Annotated in this window: 11 protein-coding genes; 2 read left to right on the top strand and 9 right to left on the bottom strand. The window is 40.6% G+C overall.

Going from position 1 to position 17474, the window contains the following annotated elements:
* Nucleotides 1-200: 200 nt before the first annotated feature.
* From rlmD to ACLN19_RS04235, 9 genes are all read right to left on the bottom strand, one after another.
* Nucleotides 201-1553 (bottom strand): 23S rRNA (uracil(1939)-C(5))-methyltransferase RlmD, encoded by a 1353-nt coding sequence (gene rlmD, locus ACLN19_RS04275; RefSeq protein WP_413383635.1) that lies wholly within the window; start codon nt 1551-1553, stop codon nt 201-203.
* A 75-nt stretch (nt 1554-1628) separates the two neighbouring features.
* Nucleotides 1629-2957 carry an LCP family protein gene (locus ACLN19_RS04270; RefSeq protein ID WP_413383633.1) on the bottom strand — a complete coding sequence of 443 codons (1329 nt, stop codon included), beginning with the start codon at nt 2955-2957 and terminating at the stop codon, nt 1629-1631.
* Nucleotides 2958-2979: 22 nt separating this feature from the next.
* Nucleotides 2980-3804 carry a prephenate dehydratase gene (gene pheA, locus ACLN19_RS04265; RefSeq protein ID WP_413383630.1) on the bottom strand — a complete coding sequence of 275 codons (825 nt, stop codon included), beginning with the start codon at nt 3802-3804 and terminating at the stop codon, nt 2980-2982.
* Complete coding sequence (locus tag ACLN19_RS04260) at nt 3801-4277, bottom strand: shikimate kinase (protein ID WP_413383628.1); 477 nt, start codon at nt 4275-4277, stop codon at nt 3801-3803. The genes pheA and ACLN19_RS04260 overlap by 4 nt, the downstream gene beginning before the upstream one ends.
* A complete protein-coding gene (gene aroA, locus ACLN19_RS04255; RefSeq protein WP_413383627.1) occupies nt 4270-5553 on the bottom strand; it encodes a 3-phosphoshikimate 1-carboxyvinyltransferase in 1284 nt (427 codons plus the stop codon). Before aroA ends, ACLN19_RS04260 begins: the two co-directional genes overlap by 8 nt.
* 136 nt (nt 5554-5689) lie before the next feature.
* Nucleotides 5690-7120: an NADP-dependent glyceraldehyde-3-phosphate dehydrogenase gene (locus tag ACLN19_RS04250; RefSeq protein ID WP_413383625.1), complete on the bottom strand. Its 1431-nt coding sequence runs from the start codon at nt 7118-7120 to the stop codon at nt 5690-5692.
* 153 nt (nt 7121-7273) lie between these two features.
* Nucleotides 7274-12460 (bottom strand): G5 domain-containing protein, encoded by a 5187-nt coding sequence (locus tag ACLN19_RS04245; protein WP_413383623.1) that lies wholly within the window; start codon nt 12458-12460, stop codon nt 7274-7276.
* Between the two features lie 159 nt (nt 12461-12619).
* Nucleotides 12620-14353, bottom strand: coding sequence for a phosphoenolpyruvate--protein phosphotransferase (gene ptsP, locus ACLN19_RS04240; RefSeq protein ID WP_413383621.1), 1734 nt, complete (start codon nt 14351-14353; stop codon nt 12620-12622).
* Between the two features lie 2 nt (nt 14354-14355).
* Nucleotides 14356-14619 carry a phosphocarrier protein HPr gene (locus ACLN19_RS04235; protein WP_413383620.1) on the bottom strand — a complete coding sequence of 88 codons (264 nt, stop codon included), beginning with the start codon at nt 14617-14619 and terminating at the stop codon, nt 14356-14358.
* 412 nt (nt 14620-15031) lie between these two features.
* Here ACLN19_RS04235 and nrdH point away from each other — a divergent pair, with 412 nt between their 5' ends.
* On the top strand, nt 15032-15256 hold the full coding sequence (gene nrdH, locus ACLN19_RS04230) for a glutaredoxin-like protein NrdH (protein ID WP_413383618.1): 225 nt from the start codon (nt 15032-15034) through the stop codon (nt 15254-15256).
* A 35-nt stretch (nt 15257-15291) separates the two neighbouring features.
* Nucleotides 15292-17451: a class 1b ribonucleoside-diphosphate reductase subunit alpha gene (gene nrdE / locus ACLN19_RS04225; protein WP_413383616.1), complete on the top strand. Its 2160-nt coding sequence runs from the start codon at nt 15292-15294 to the stop codon at nt 17449-17451.
* The last annotated feature ends 23 nt before the right edge of the window (nt 17452-17474 follow it).

Here is a 17474-nt window from a genome sequence, read left to right as displayed (position 1 = left end):
TTTTTTACGAAAATCTAATGAATATGCCATAAATACATTATACCATAAATGTACTACTTTTATTTCATTTAACTATAAAGTCTCTCCTTGGGCTATAAGCCAATTTCATAAAAATAACCCCCAAAAGTTAGATTTTCTATCTAACTTTGGGGGTACGCTTCATAATCAAGTTTTTCCATTACCCTATCACTCAAAGGTTTCTAGGCTTTTACGAGCAGAGCTACACACTCCACGTGATGCGTTTGCGGGAAAAGATCAACAGGTTGGACTTTGGTGAGTTTGTATCCTAAGTTCTCATATAGGGCAACATCACGTGCCATGGTGGCTGGGTTACATGAGATATAGGTTATTTTAGTTGGTTCCATGCGAACGCTTGCTTTGATAAAGCTTTCGGTCAATCCTTTACGTGGTGGATCAACAAAAATCACATTGGCTTGAACGCCGTCTTTTTGCCAATTTGCCATTGCTCGCTCAGCACTATCTGCTACATAGTGCGCATTGGTTATGTGATTTAACTGAGCATTTTTCTTGGCATCATAGACCGCCTGCTCGACAACTTCGACACCATACACCGCTTTGACCTTGTCTGCAAATGAAAGCCCTATGGTCCCAATACCCGAATAAGCATCAATAACGACATCATCTTGATTTAACTCTGAAAACGCAATAGCTGTCTCATACAATAGCTCTGCCATCTGCGTGTTGACTTGGTAAAAGGACTGGGCTGAAATCTCGTAACGTTTGCCTAACATCTCATCCACGATATAGTCTCTACCGTAGCATGTCTTAAATTCTGGGCCAAAAATAGCATTGGTATCCTTGTCATTGATATTTTGCACGATAGAGACCAATTGTGGAAAAGCAGCTCTAAGCTTTTCAATCATCGCTTCTAAACGAAAGATTTTAGGACGTGTCGTCACCAAGACCAACATCATCTCCCCTATATAGAAACCTCGTCTAACCACTAAATGCCTGATTAAGCCTGACTTGGTCGCCTCATCATATGGTTTAACGTCGTAGCGACGTAGCAAATCACGGACAAAAAGCAGTAAGCGATCAATCTCCTTATCTTGAATCAAAAAATCTTCTAAAGGGAGTAAATCGTGAGAGCCTTTTCTAAAAAAACCAATCTCTAGTTGACCATTGACACGCCTAACAGGCACTTGAGCCTTATTACGATAAGCGTAAGGGTGGGGCAGGCCAAGAGTGTCATTGACAGACACAGCCTCTAATTTCGCTGTTTTTCTGAGGACATTTTCCACTTGCTGACGTTTAAATAGGAGCTGTTTTTCATAAGTCATATGCCCCAGATCAGCAATACCACTGCGTAGATACGCTCGATCCAAATCATCCACACGATCTTCTGACTTAGTGATATAGCGCTCAACTTTAGCATAAGCAAACCTCTTTGTCACCTTTAAAATACGCAAGTCAACTACTTCTTCTGGCAGAGCATTGTCCACAAAAATTACTAAACCATCTAACTTAGCAACCCCTAGACCATCATGACTAAGGTCTGTAATTGTTGCCTGAATTATATCATTTTTTTTCATATACTCTCAACTCTCTATTTGACATCATTGAAAAAGGAGCATACGCTCCATTTACTTTATTATACCATAAAAGCACTAACGTAGACCCATATCTGATAAGACTCCCTGATATTTCTCAAAATCAATATCAAGACCAGCTCCACCATACATATCCATCGTGTCGATCCAATCCCCTTCATTTGGTATGGTGACTTGTTCGACGCCTTTTTGAGCATCGGATAAGATAGAAATAGCATGAGATAGCAAGAAAGAATAAGAGATATTAGTCGATGTTATCGCAAACACCTTGCCGACTGCCGCAGCTCCTGTAAAGAGCTTCGTTGGATCTTTAACTTGAGAAACGATAGCAGACATGACTTGTTGTTGACGCTGAGTACGACCAAAATCACCGTCATCATCTTTCCGAAAACGAGCATAATTTAAGAGTGTCCGTCCGTCCATGCGTTGCTTACCCACCGTAATCGTTTGATTAGGTACAACACCATCTTTTGCCATCAAATCATCTGGTACTTCAACAGATGATACTTTTTGACCATCTACTGTCCCAAATCGTGCGTCTATCTCCACACCATTAGGAAACATGGTATTGATAGCCTCTGCAAATGTCTCAAAATCTACCATAACATAGTATTTGATATCAATATCAAAATTATGTTTTAAGACTTGTCGGATATACTCTGCTCCTTGGCTATTATCTTGCTCCCCTAGATTAAAAGCCGTATTTAACTTGATATCAGTATAATCGCCGACACTATAATCAGGAATATTCACCAAGGTATCCCGCATAAAGCTAACTAACTTGACTTTACCAGAACTATTGTTGACATTAACAACCATAATGGTGTCTGTCCTAGCATCTGTTGATCCCTGTGTCACTCGTTGATCGCTACCAAGCACAAGAATATTGGTGCCGTCAGACGTTTCTTGACCATCAAAATACTCTGTAACGGCTGCTTGATAATCAGAACCATTTCCACCAACATCTGACATCCCTCTAAAAAACATCACTAACATCCCTAAGACACAAGCCAGAAAAACCGCTATGAGCCCTAAAAAAACGCGTTTAATCCCTTTACGTTTTTTAGGTGAGGAAGGTTTTGAGTGCCTTTTGTTTTCTCTATCTTCTCGTGATCTCTTCTTACTCTCACGTGGCTGATGGGGATAAAGAGGAAGCTCTTCTAGAGTATCTAGCTTATCAAACGCTGGGTCATGAAAAATAGGCGTTTTCTCTTCTTGAGGCTTCTCAGTCTGCGCTACAAACTGACTAGGCTCTCTCGTTTGACTTTTTTGATGAAGGTAATTAAACTCTCTACGCTCTGTTTCATTGAGATATTGTAAATTTTGCAATAAATAATGATAACGAAGCTGCTCGTGATGCGTCAGTCCATTAGTTCGATTTGTCATTTAGTATTCCTGCATAAAAATGTTATAGGTGGTAGATATGATATTCTCCTAAAATCTTAGGACGGATACCAACCGTCGCCAATTCTTCTAAGGCATATCCCACTAAGTGCTTATCTTCAACCAGAAGATCAATAATGAAAAAATATTCACCTAAAACTGTTTTTAAAGGGCGACTCTCAATCTTAGTCAAATCAATGCCTCTCCAAGCAAAGACTGACAAGGCTTTATAGAGAGCGCCTGGCAGATTATCAGGAAGCGTCAAAGCTAACGTCATTTTCTGTTTTTCTTTTTCTAAACTGATACTAGGTTGACTATCTCCCAAAATCCAAAAGCGTGTGTAATTTTCATCAATTTCTTGAATATCCTTGGCAACAACTTCTAAATGATAGGTCTTTGCTGCCTGTAAAGGAGCAATAGCTGCTAGAGGCTCATTAGGATGTTCAGATACAAAGCGCGCTGCATAAGCAGTGCTAGTAGTTGTCTCTAAAAGAGCCTTAGGGTAATGGTCTTTGATGTAGCGTTTAGCCTGTGCAATCGCTTGAGGATGTGAGAGAATTTTGTCAATAGGTTTATCTCGCTTCGTCGCTAATAATTGCTGTTTGATGGGTTGAATAACCTCAGCAACCGCACTAATATCAGCTTGATGAAAAAGATAATCTAAACTTTCGTGAACAGACCCCTCAATAGAATTCTCCACAGGAATAATGGCGTAATCCACTTGATGCTCCTCATAAGCTTTCATCACCTCAGTGATACTTGGAAACGCGATGAGCTCATCTTTAGTAAAACTTTTACTAGCCACAAGATGTGTAAATGACCCATACGGTCCTAAATAAGCCACTTTCATCGCAAAACCTCAATGATCGCTTCTGGACTTTTATCAGCTACATCAACAACGATATTAGATGCTTCTTCGTACCAGTCTTGTCGTCCTTCAAAGATAGCTTTAAAATCAGCTTTGCTGTTATTGACAAATAAAGGGCGGACATTGCTCGTATCTGCGCCAATACGCTCATAGAGAGTCTCAAAAGGAGCCTTTAGATAGACAGTCTCACCGTGTTTAGCTAATAAACGGCGATTTTTCTCACTAACAACAACGCCACCACCTGTAGAGATGACATGATTGCTCTCTAATAACTCCTCTAGCACTTGTGATTCGATCTGCCGAAAAGCCTCTTCACCTTTGCTAGCAAAAAAATCAGCAATACTCATCCCAATTCGCTCCGCAATGACACTATCCATATCAATGTAATCTGAGTCTAGTAATTCAGCAATCGTTGATTTACCCGCTCCCATAAACCCAATCAATACTTTAGCCATGTCGTAACGCCTCCAAATCACTAAAGAAAGTCGGATAACTCGTATTGATAGCCTCCGCTCTTTCAATCTCAACGTCTCCATCTTGAGCGACTTGTGCAGCAATGGCAGCCATCATCCCGATACGATGGTCACCAAAAGTATTGATTTTAGCGCCATGAAGAGGTGTTTTACCTTTGATAATCATCCCATCTGCTGTCGCTACAATATCAGCTCCCATACTATTTAGCACATCAGCAACCACTTGGATACGGTCTGTTTCTTTGACTCTCAACTCCTCAGCGTCACGAATGACTGTCTCTCCTTGTGCCTGAGTCGCAAGAAGCGCAATAATAGGCAACTCATCAATAAGACGTGGAATAATATCACCTGCAATCTCGACACCATGTAACTCTGATGTTTCAACCCTTATGGTGGCTGCTTTAGCGACTTCATCAATATCCGATAGGCTAATCTTACCTCCCATAGCTTTAATAACATCAATGATACCTGTACGTGTTTCATTGATACCGACATTTTCTAGCCTAATGTTGCTATTTGGGACAATTAGACCTGCTACTAGCCAAAAGGCTGCACTAGAAATGTCACCTGGAACAGTCACTTCCTGCCCTTGAAACACTTGACCACCTGAGATACGAATTTCCTTACCCTTGATGGCAATCTCTCCACCAAACTGTTTAATCATATCTTCAGTATGATTGCGTGTTTTTTCTTTTTCGACAAGTACTGACTCCCCCTGTGCTTGCAAGGCAGCAAAGATGAGAGCAGACTTCACTTGTGCAGAAGCGACTGGTAAATGATAATTAATAGGCTTTAAAGACTGACTACCTCGCATTTTAAGGGGTGGTAAATCACGCTCTGTCTGACCTGATATGGTGACACCCATTTGCTGCAAAGGTAGGGTAATGCGATCCATGGGACGCTTTGACAGACTGTCATCACCATACATCTCTACCTCAAAATCTTGTCCTGCTAACAAGCCCGCTATCAAACGAATAGAGGTCCCAGAATTTCCCATATTAAGTGCCTTTTTAGGGGCCTTTAAACCATCAAAACCAATACCTTGGATCGTCACGGTCTTACCGTCATCTTCAATCACCACTCCCATATCACGAAAAGCTTGCATGGTTGAGAGGACATCTTCGCCACGCAAAATATCATAAACCTTAGTGTCACCTGTCGCGATACTACCAAACATAATGGCACGATGACTAATTGATTTATCACCTGGAACACGAATCGTTCCTTGTAATTGTTCACTATTAGCTTGAAGCTTCATACTTATCTCCCGTTACAGTAATATTTCTATTGTAGCATATTTTCCCCCTAAACCACTACCATTTTATGTAAAGACTTAAAAATCTTTTTAATGCAAAACAAAAAGAGCTTTGGTAAACCAAAGCTCTCTAAAAAGCTTATTTTGCAATGTCAAATACAACAGATTTAACACTTGTCATCGCTTCGATAGAGTACTTCACACCTTGTACACCAGCGCCAGACTTCTTAGCTCCCAAGAACGGGAAGTTATCTGTACCACGTTGTGTTTTGTTGTTGATGTGCACAGTTCCAACCTCTAGCTCACCAGCTACTTTAAAGGCTAATGGGAAGTTGTTGGTGAAGATAGACGCTTGAAGACCATATTCAGATTTATTTGAAATCTCAACGGCTTCTTCCACAGATTTCACACGAATAACTGGAAGAACAGGACCAAATGGCTCTTCCCAAGCTAGACGCATATCTGTTGTCACCTTATCAAAAAGAACAGGACAGATAAGATTATCTTCGCGTTTAATCTCAGTAAGGGCAGTTGCACCTTTTTCACTCGCATCATTGACAAGACCTTCTACAAAGTCAGCAGCCTTCTTATCAATCAATGGTGTAATATCTGTGTCATCTTCTGGCATCCCAATTGTTAAATCAAGCACTTTTTGACAAATGTTTTCTACCAACTCATCTGCCACTGATTCCATAACAAGTACACGCTTAACGGCAGTACAACGTTGTCCTGAATAGCCAAATGCCCCAGCTACGATATTTTTAGCAGCCAACTCAATATCAGCATCTTCAAGAACAATAGCAGAGTCCTTACCACCTAACTCAAGCATGATTGGGCGCATACCTGCCAATTTACCGATACGCTCACCAACTGGTGTTGAACCTGTGAAGTTAATGAAATTAACTGCCTCATGCTCAACAATATAATCCCCAATCACTGAACCACGACCTGTAATCGTATTGAAGACACCAGCAGGAATACCAGCTTCTACAAAAGCTTCTGCCAAAAGCAAACCTGAAATAGAGCCTTGTGTTGGTGGCTTAAGGGCAACAACGTTTCCTGAAATAAGCGCTGGAGCAATCTTAGAACCTGCCAAGTTAATTGGGTAGTTAAATGGTGAGATAGCAAGTACAAGACCTACTGGCTCACGACGTACAATGGCAATTTTATTTTTGCTAGCCGCTTCAAAACTACCACCCTCAAGAACTTCACCTTCCATACGAAGTCCTTCCTCAGCAGCATAATGAATAATCTCAGCAGTACGGATAACCTCACCTACTGCTGATTTATAGCCCTTAGCAATTTCTTTAGATAAGACTGCACCGATTTTTTCAGCATCACGCTCTAAGATATCCGCTGCTTTGTGAAGATAAGCAGCACGCTCAACGTAAGAAAGAGCTCTCCATTTCGGAAGCGCTTTACGAGCAGACGCATAAACATAATCAACTTCTTCAGTTGTCATGGCAGGAACTGTCCCCAACTCCTCACCAGTCGCAGGAGCATAGATTGCAATACTCTCATCTGAAAGTTTCCACTCGCCGTTCACATAGTTTTTATAAGCTTTAGCCAAATGTAATTCCTCCTAATATTAGTTAGTTACTATTTTATCATTTTTTAGATATTTAGCAATTATTTGCTACATAAAATATCTGAAAATTTAGACACAATAATAACAAAAAACTACCTTCTCATAGGAGAAGATAGTTTTTATCAGCTATAAAGCTTACTCTTCTGATTTTTTACGACCAGATATACCTGATAGACCAATCATACCAAGAAGAATAGCACCGACACCTACTGCTGCTGCAGAATTGTCATCGCCTGTCTCAGGAAGCATTTCAGCCACAACTGGCGCTTCTTGCTCTTCTACAACCTCTACCATAGGAGTAGGGCATGGTTCTGTAATTGGGGCAGGACATGGCTCTGGAAGTGGAGCTGGCTCACAAATACCACGCTTAATCACCTCATCAATAGGAGCAATCAATTGCTCAGAAACTTGTGCAGTAACCTCACCAGTCTCTTCATTAAGAAGATAAGTGACCTTGATGATACGTTTGCCATCAACACCTTCCACTACAATAACATCTGGATCGTTAACGCTCATAGTTGGATCATCTTGGTAAATCGTCTTATGAGCAAGGATCTCTTCTGTGATGTGAGGTTTGACACCTACTTCAATCACTTCATTTACGACCTCTCTGGTAATGCTACCATTTGGATGACGAATACCTTCGATACCTTCTACAACAACGTTACGAATACCATAATCAAGCTCAGCATTTGCCACAAAAACTGTCTTGTATGGAAGCAGTGTATCTTCTCCAACACCACGCTTAATCACCTCATCTACAGCATCTACTGTAAGCACATGAGGTTCATTTGCTGTCACATCACCTGTCTTAGTATCTAACGTAAATGTAGTCACTGTTGTCTTAAGCCCAGTCTTACCTGCCACGACGATCACTTCTGGATCATCTGCTTTCATAGTAGCATCATCTTGATAAATTGTCTTATATGGTAATTTTTCAAGATTTGTGATAGGTTCTGTACCGATTCTAACCACTTCTGTAACAGCTTCTTTTGTGACTGTACCGTTTGGATGACGGACACCATTTTCACCTTTAGTCACCAACTGACGTCTGCCCACAGCCATCGTTTCATCAGCGATATAGCTTGTCTCATACGGCAACACGGTGTCTTCACCGATACCACGCTTCACAATACGATTCACAGCAGGAATCAGCTCAACTTGAACAGGTGACAAGCTCACCTCGCCTGTCTTTTCATTTAAGGTATAGTTCGTCGTACTGATTTTCTTGCCAAGAACCCCCTCTTTAACAAGAACTTCTGGCTCACTAGCTTTCATGCTCGCATCATTTTGGTAAACGGTGATAAAATCCAATGTCTCTTCGACAACCGTAGGTTTTGTCCCTACCTCAATAATAAGAGTCACAGGCTCTTTAGTGACTGTACCATTTGGGTGGCGAAGTCCGTGTTGTCCAGCTTGTTTAACTACCCTAACATCTCTATCAACTGCTGTGTTAGCTACATAAAGAGTATCATACGGAAGCACTGTGTCCTCACCGACACCACGCTTAATCACTTCGTCAACTGCCTCAGTTAGCTTGATGTCTGGGGTATTTTGAGTGACATCTCCTGTCTTTGTATCTAGAGTGTAAGTCACCGTTGTCACTTTCAAACCGTCTTGACCTTTGACAAGTACAACTTGAGGCTCACTGACTTTCATGGTTGGATCATCTTGGTAAATGACTTTGTAAGCTAAGCTTTCTTCAGTCACTTCTGGCTTAGTACCAACAGCAATTACCTCATCAACTGCTGCTTTGGTCACTGTGCCATTTGGATGACGAAGACCTGTCTCACCTTTGGTCACTGTTTGACGTTTACCATAGTCGAGCTTATCATTAGCCACATAAACAGTCGCATAAGAAAGTACTGTATCCTCACCAACACCACGCTTAATCACTTCGTCAACTGCCGCAGTTAGCTTGATGTCTGGGGTATTTTGAGTGACATCTCCTGTCTTTGTATCTAGAGTGTAAGTCACCGTTGTCACTTTCAAGCCATCTTGACCTTTGACAAGTACAACTTGAGGCTCACTGACTTTCATAGTTGGATCATCTTGGTAAATGACTTTGTATGCTAGGCTTTCTTCAGTCACTTCTGGCTTAGTACCAACAGCAATTACCTCATCAACTGCTGCTTTAGTCACTGTACCATTTGGATGACGAAGTCCTGTCTCACCTTTGGTCACTGTTTGACGTTTACCATAGTCAAGCTTATCATTAGCCACATAAACAGTCGCATAAGAAAGCACTGTGTCCTCACCAACACCACGCTTAATCACTTCGTCGACTGCTGGAGTTGTCGTCACTTGAGGTGCTTGAGCAATAACATTACCTGTCATAGTATCAAGGGTGTAAGTCACTGTACTTGTCTTGAGACCATCTTGACCTTTTGTCACCAGAACGACAGGATCCGTTGTCTTCATAGTTGGATCATCTTGATAAACTGTCTTATAGACAATCACTTCTGTACTTACAGTTGGTTTTGTACCAACTTTGACATATTCTGATACAGCTGTCTTAGTAATGACTCCATTGGGATGACGAAGTCCAAGCTCACCTTTTTTAGTGACAACACGCTCACCAACATTAAGCGTTTCATCAGCTTCATAGAAAGTATTGTAAGGGATAATTGTCTCTTTACCGACACCACGTTTAACAATCTTATTGACCGCTGGAGTAGAAGTTTCTACTTCCTTGTCTGGTGTTACTGCCCCTGTTGTCTTATCTACCTTATAAGTCGTTGTAACAACACGCTTACCTGCTTGACCTTCTTGGACAACAACTTCTGGATCATCAATCCCCATCTTGTCGTCTGTCACATACTCGGTCTCATAAGCAATTGCTGTTTCTTTTTCAGTTGGCTTTGTACCTAGACGTACGATACGATTGATAACCTTACGAACTGTCTCACTAACTGGCTCACTAGCTGTTACGTTCCCAGTTGTCGTGTCTAAAGTATAAGTCGTTGTAGTAACAATTAATCCTTTAACACCCGTATTCTTGATGCGTTCATCACCTAGCGGCTGTTCATCATTTGCTTCGTAGAATGTCTCATAAGCAATCATCTCTTCTACGACTTTAGGCTTAGTTCCGACTAAGATAAGTTCATCAACAGCTTGCTTACTGATGCTACCATCAGGTTGCATAACACCAGTAACACCTTGTGTTTTGGTTTGTTTTTCACCAGCTTCAAGAGTTTCATCTGCTTGATAGACCGTCTTGTATGGAATAGTTGTTTCTTGTCCAACACCGCGTTTGACCACACGATTGACAGGTGCTGTAACTTTTTCAGTTGGCTCATTTTCACTAAGAGTCCCTGTCTTAGTATCTAGCGTATAGGTCGTTGTAACTACGATTTCTCCGTTTTGTCCTTCCACAAGAACAACTTCTGGATCTGTCGCCTTCATATTTGGATCTTCTTCATAGATCGTCTCAAAGGCAATAGCAGTCACTTCAATTTTTGGTTTTGTTCCAACTTGAACAACCTTAGTCACAGGCTCCTTAAGAACTTCGCCATTTGGATGGCGTGTTCCTTCCACACCTTCTGTCACAACTTCTTGTTGACCAGCTTCCAAATTCTCATTGGCTACATAAGTAGTTTCAAAAGCAATCTTGCTTTCTTGACCAACACCACGGCGAACAACACGATCCACTGCTGCTACAACTTCTTCAGTTGGCGTATTTGGAGTGACAGTTCCCGTCTTCTCATCCAAGCGATATGTTGTAGTCGTTGTCTTTTGACCCGCTTTTCCTTCCGTGACAAGCACTTCTGGATCAGTAGGATTCATACTTGGATCATCTTGATAAACTGTCTTAAACTCGATTGTTTCTGTTACAACAGTTGGCTTCGTACCAACTTTAACAATCTTCGCAACCGGTTCTTTGGTAACGACTGGCTCACCCTTGGTTTCAACAATCTCTGTCCCTTCTTTTTTGTAGGTAGTCGTGACTGTCTGTTCACCGTCTACACCCTCACGCTCTGTCGCTTGAGTATTAACCTCTAGGCTTTCATCTGCCTTGTATTCTGTTGTAAACGGAATTGCAGAAGTTTCTACCTTAGGCTCCGGTAACTTAGGTCCCTCAATTTCCTCAATCGTTTCTTGGAATGTTTTTGCATCAAACTTTACAGTACCAGTGGTTGTATTCCGAACAATGGCATCACCTGATAAGGGATAAAAGAAACGGTTATAGTTCCCTGTATTAGCTGTACCAATCGTTGGGTTAACATTACTATAGTGAATTTTTTCTGTAACTGCTTGCGCTACAAATTCTACTCTATTTTTCTGACCAATACGGACTTTCTGACTGGAAGACCAGTACCACTCAGAACCATTATCTGATTTATAATACGGAACGGTTTGCCCATTTACTTTAAGACTATTTTGCACTAGTTTAAAGTTGGCCGAATAACCAATCCCAAACACAAAGGGAACCTCTGTTGTCCGTCCAGCAGCAATTGTTGGCGTATAATCAAATTCAAAACGAATATTATCTGTTGTAGGTGTATGGGCACTCTTTACCACATAACCCTTAAAGTCCGAAATCGTTCCACCAGGTTTATCAGAAAAACTTTGAACCTGACTGTATACCTGAACCTCATCAGACGATTGACTAGCTCTGAATGTTACTGAACGTAACGTTGGTAATGTAGTAGTATACAGATCTCGCTCATCTCTTCGCTTGACTAATGCCGTTTCTTGAAGATTTTTTTGGATTTTTAATCTTTCACTAACTACTACTTCATTTGAAACTTGCAGAGAAGTATCAACAATTTCTTTTTTTTGAGGTATTTCCTTAGAAGCTTCTTCAGATAGTACAGGCAACTCAGAAATCTCAGCCTCAACCCCTTCTGAGATAACTTCCTCTTCCATCATGTCAATCTCTTCTCTCATAGGTGTTTGAACCTCACCTAAACTGTCGTTAGCATTAACCAAAACTCCCGAGGAGGCCTTTTCACTTTCTACAATATACTCTGTATCTTCTGTTAAAACTTCAGGCTCACTGACCAGCTCAGTAACTGAAGAGACTTCTGAGCCTATCTCAACAGTTGACTCTGTTAAGACGGGTAGAGTTTGGCTCTCAGAAGATGCTAATTGAGCTTGCAACTCACTCGTTTGTGTTTCATCAGTTGTTACTTGGTTTTCAGTGTTAGCGACAACTGTGCTAACGGTTGTTTCATCTGCTTGAACATTTTGAATAGCCACAGTCCCAGTTGCTAAAACTGCTCCCAAAAGGACACTTGCTACACCAAAATGATACTTACGAATAGAAAAGCGTTGCTTTGTCGCATACCAATCCATTCCTTTATGTTTTTTGGAATTCATATACTCCCCTTCTCTCCAATTGATTATTATTTTCCATCTCATATTATATCACATTTAATTTTTTTCATCAATAGAAACACTTCTCATATTTGTGACATTTAATGAAGAAAGAGCACAAAAAAGCTAGCTTCCAAAGTGGAAACTAGCTTTTTATCAAGTTTAGCCAAAGCCAATATACTCTTTACCGAGTTCAATAACTTCTTCCATAGTTGAGCACTCTGTGAGAGCACGGTTCGCATATTCTTGCATCTTAGCTGTATCAAGTTTCTTCATCAAGCTACGTGTACGAAGAACTGAAGTAGCACTCATTGAAAACTCATCGAGTCCCATACCAACAAGAAGCGGAACAGCAGTCTGATCACCAGCCATCTCACCACACATACCTGCCCACTTACCTTCTGCATGAGCTGCTTTGATCACATTGTTAATCAAACGAAGGATAGATGGATTATATGGTTGGTAGAGATATGATACCTGCTCGTTCATACGATCTGCCGCCATTGTGTATTGAATAAGGTCATTTGTTCCAATTGAGAAGAAATCAACTTCTTTAGCAAATTGGTCCGCAAGCATAGCTGCTGCTGGAATTTCAATCATGATACCTACTTCTATATCATCTGAAACGGCAACACCTTCTGCTTTAAGATTAGCCTTTTCTTCTTCAAAGATAGCTTTAGCTGCACGGAATTCTTTTAGTAACGCAACCATCGGGAACATGATACGTAATTGACCATGTACAGAAGCACGAAGAAGAGCACGAAGCTGTGTACGGAACATTTGGTTACCAGTCTCTGAGATAGAGATACGAAGCGCACGGAAACCAAGGAATGGATTCATCTCTTTTGGAAGATCAAAGTAAGGAAGCTCCTTATCACCACCGATATCCATTGTACGAACGACAACAGGTTTGCCATTCATTCCTTCAAGAACCGCTTTATAAGCTTCGTACTGTTCATCTTCAGTTGGGAAATCTTGAGAGTCCATATAAAGAAACTCTGTACGATAAAGTCCAACAGCCTCAGCACCATTATCGTTAACACCTTCAACATCTTTTGGTGTACCGATGTTAGCTGCCAACTCAAAGTGTTTACCGTCTGCTGTTACAGTCTTTGCGTCTTTTAATAAAGCCCACTCAGCTTTTTGCTTAGCATAAGCTTCACCAGCAGCTTTAAATTCAGCAATTTGCTCATCTGTAGGGTTGATGATAACATCACCAGTAATACCGTTAACAGCAATCAAATCGCCATCTTTAACACGCTCAGTAATATCATTTGTACCAAGAACAGCAGCAATCTCAAGAGTACGTGCCATAATAGCCGAATGGCTTGTACGTCCACCGATGTTTGTCACAAACGCTTTAACAAAAGCTTTATTTAACTGTGCTGTATCAGAAGGTGTCAAATCATGAGCAATCACGATAGACTCTTCATCAATGGTAGCAGGATTTGGTAATTTAGCACCCAAGAGATGCGCTAAAACACGCTTAGCAACGTCACGAATATCAGCAGCACGCTCTTGCATGTAAGGATTATCTTCCATGCCTTCAAAAATAGTGATGAACATGTCTGTGATTTCTTTCAGAGCACTCTCTGCGTTAACTTGTTTCGCACGAATTGTCTCTTTTATCTGACCAATCATCTCTGGGTCAGCAAGAACCATTAAGTGAGCATCAAATACGGCTGCAGCTTCTTCACCAAGGCTATCTACTGCTTTTTCACGGATAACAGAAAGCTCGTCCTGTGATGCTTTTAAGGCTACATCAAGGCGAGCTTCTTCTGCATTTGTATCTTCAACTGTAACAGTCTCAAATGACAAATCCGGTTGGACAAGTAGATATGCTTTAGCAACGGCAACACCATCAGATGCAGCAATTCCTTTAAGCATTTCTGTCATATTTACGCTAATCCTTCTTTTGTCATTGTTTCTTCGATAGCTGCGATAGCATCGTCAGCGTCAGCACCTTCAGCAGAAATAGTCACATCTGCACCTTGACCAACACCAAGACTCATAACACCCATGATAGATTTAAGATTTACTGATTTACCTTTGTAGTCAAGTGTAATGTCTGAAGCAAATTTGCTAGCTGTTTGAACAAGCAAAGTAGCTGGACGTGCGTGGATACCTGTTTCTGCAACAATGTGGAAATCTTTTGAAGCCATAATGGATTCTCCTTTATTTTAAATAATAGTAAATATTGGGTTATCTGTATGGTAACCCTTACAAGTTAAAATTATAACATAAGCTAAACCCTTTTTCAAGATTAAAATGTCAAACGGCTTATTTCACTTTATTATTTTTAGATAATTTCTCCTTTTCTACATATAATAAAGACCTTGTTATTTTTATACATTTTAGAGGGTATTGTCTAGCTAAGATTACCTATCCTAAAGAATACTTACTGCGCTTTTAAGAGTGTTTTAACATCAGAGTTTGATTTGATAAAACCCCATATTTAGCATTATAAATAAACACTCTACACTATATATAGTATTTCTAGAAAAAATCCTTGCTTTTTTGACTATATTTAGATATGCTATTTAGGTATCACATTACAAAGGAGATAGTGAAACCATGGCTAAGATTACTTTGTTTTCAAAAAACAACTGTATGCAATGCAAAATGACTAAGAAATTCCTCGAGCAACACAATGCTGATTTTGAAGAAATCAACATCGACGAACAACCTGATAAAATCGCTTATCTGGTTAATCTTGGTTTCAAAGCTGCTCCAGTTATTGAAGCTGGTGAGGTACGTTTTTCTGGTTTTCAACCTAGTAAGCTAAAAGAAATCATTTAAAACCAACACATCACTTCATTTGAAAAGGAAATATTATGAGTTTAAAAGAATTGGGCGATGTCTCTTACTTTCGCTTAAATAATGAAATTAACCGTCCTATCAATGGACAAATTCCTCTGCATAAAGACAAAGAAGCTCTTCGTGCTTTTTTTCATGAAAATGTACTTCCAAATTCCATGGCATTTACATCTATTACTGAAAAAATTAGCTACCTCATAGAGCATGATTATATTGAAAAAGCCTTTATTCAAAAATATCAACCTGCTTTTATCGAAGAGTTGTCAAAAGAACTTAAAGCTCATCAGTTTCGCTTTAAATCTTTTATGGCTGCGTATAAATTTTATCAACAATATGCCCTCAAAACCAATGATGGCAACTACTATTTAGAAAGCATTGAAGACCGTGTTCTCTTTAATGCCCTTTATTTTGCTGATGGCAATGAGGAGTTAGCGCGTCGTTTGGCAACTGAGATGATTAACCAGCGCTATCAACCTGCGACACCTAGCTTTTTAAATGCTGGACGTAGCCGACGCGGAGAATTTGTCTCTTGCTTTTTGATCCAAGTTACTGATGATATGAACTCCATCGGACGCTCCATCAACTCTGCCCTTCAACTCTCACGTATCGGAGGTGGTGTAGGGATTTCTCTTAGCAACCTTCGTGAAGCTGGCGCTCCTATTAAAGGGTATGCTGGTGCTGCTTCTGGGGTCGTACCTGTCATGAAGTTATTTGAGGATAGTTTTTCTTATTCTAATCAGCTCGGTCAACGTCAAGGAGCTGGCGCCGTTTATCTAGATGTCTTTCATCCTGATATTCTCAACTTTTTATCAACCAAAAAAGAAAATGCCGATGAAAAAGTACGCGTTAAGACCCTCTCACTTGGAATTACTGTTCCTGATAAGTTTTACGAGTTGGTCCGTAACAACGATGATATGTATCTCTTTAGCCCCTATTCGCTAGAGCGCGAGTATGGCCTGCCATACAACTACATCGACATCACTGCTAAATATGATGAAATGGTAGCTAATCCTAACATCGTTAAAACTAAAATTAAGGCACGTGACCTTGAAACTGAGATTTCTAAATTGCAGCAAGAGTCTGGCTATCCTTACATCATCAATATCGATACCGCTAACCGTCATAATCCTGTTGATGGCAAAATCATCATGTCCAATCTCTGCTCTGAGGTTCTTCAAGTTCAAAAACCTAGCCGTATCAATGATGCACAGGAATTTGAAGAACTTGGAACTGATATTTCATGCAACCTCGGCTCAACCAATGTCGTGAATATGATGACATCACCTGACTTTGGTGCTTCTATCCGTGCTATGGTACGTGCCCTTACTTTTGTGACAGATAACTCTAATATCGAAGCTGTCCCAACTATCAAAAATGGCAACAGTAGCGCACACACTATCGGTCTTGGTGCTATGGGACTACACTCTTACTTTGCTCAAAACCATATTGCTTATGGTAGTCCTGAATCTGTCGAATTCACCAATATCTACTTCATGCTGATGAACTATTGGAGCTTAGTAGAATCAAATGCTATCGCACGTGAACGCCAGGAACGCTTTGCTGATTTTGACAAATCGCGCTATGCTGACGGCACTTACTTTGATAAATACGTGACAGGACAGTTCGTACCTAAGAGCCCTCTAGTCAAAGAGCTCTTTAAAGATCATTTTATCCCACAGGCAAGCGATTGGGAGGCACTCCGTCAAGCTGTCATGACAGATGGGCTTTACCATCAAAACCGCTTAGCTGTTGCTCCTAATGGCTCTATCAGCTATATCAACGATGTCTCTGCCTCTCTTCACCCTATTACACAACGTATCGAAGAGCGTCAAGAAAAGAAAATCGGTAAAATCTACTACCCAGCATCTGGTCTTTCAACAGACACTATTCCTTACTATACCTCAGCTTATGACATGGATATGCGTAAAGTCATCGATGTCTATGCTGCTGCAACAGAGCATGTCGATCAAGGGTTATCGCTTACCCTCTTCCTACGCAGTGACATTCCTGAAGGACTCTACGAGTGGAAGACACAAAGCAAGCAAACCACACGTGACCTCTCTATTTTACGCCACTACGCCTTCAACAAAGGCTTAAAATCGATCTACTATATTCGTACCTTTACAGACGATGGAGATGAAGTCGGCGCTAACCAGTGTGAGTCTTGCGTTATTTAGCCACTAAAAGGAGAGTTTCATGA

The organism is Streptococcus lishijunsis (assembly GCF_047290665.1).
Lineage (GTDB): Bacteria > Bacillota > Bacilli > Lactobacillales > Streptococcaceae > Streptococcus.
Note: the sequence above shows the minus strand (reverse complement) of the source record. Positions and strands in the feature narration are given on the sequence as shown.

Coding starts and splice junctions, on each gene's coding strand:
- rlmD (WP_413383635.1), bottom strand. CDS start 1,553: ATGAAAAAAAATGATATAATTCAGGCAACAATTACAGACCTTAGTCAT.
- ACLN19_RS04270 (WP_413383633.1), bottom strand. CDS start 2,957: ATGACAAATCGAACTAATGGACTGACGCATCACGAGCAGCTTCGTTAT.
- pheA (WP_413383630.1), bottom strand. CDS start 3,804: ATGAAAGTGGCTTATTTAGGACCGTATGGGTCATTTACACATCTTGTG.
- ACLN19_RS04260 (WP_413383628.1), bottom strand. CDS start 4,277: ATGGCTAAAGTATTGATTGGGTTTATGGGAGCGGGTAAATCAACGATT.
- aroA (WP_413383627.1), bottom strand. CDS start 5,553: ATGAAGCTTCAAGCTAATAGTGAACAATTACAAGGAACGATTCGTGTT.
- ACLN19_RS04245 (WP_413383623.1), bottom strand. CDS start 12,460: ATGAATTCCAAAAAACATAAAGGAATGGATTGGTATGCGACAAAGCAA.
- ptsP (WP_413383621.1), bottom strand. CDS start 14,353: ATGACAGAAATGCTTAAAGGAATTGCTGCATCTGATGGTGTTGCCGTT.
- ACLN19_RS04235 (WP_413383620.1), bottom strand. CDS start 14,619: ATGGCTTCAAAAGATTTCCACATTGTTGCAGAAACAGGTATCCACGCA.
- nrdH (WP_413383618.1), top strand. CDS start 15,032: ATGGCTAAGATTACTTTGTTTTCAAAAAACAACTGTATGCAATGCAAA.
- nrdE (WP_413383616.1), top strand. CDS start 15,292: ATGAGTTTAAAAGAATTGGGCGATGTCTCTTACTTTCGCTTAAATAAT.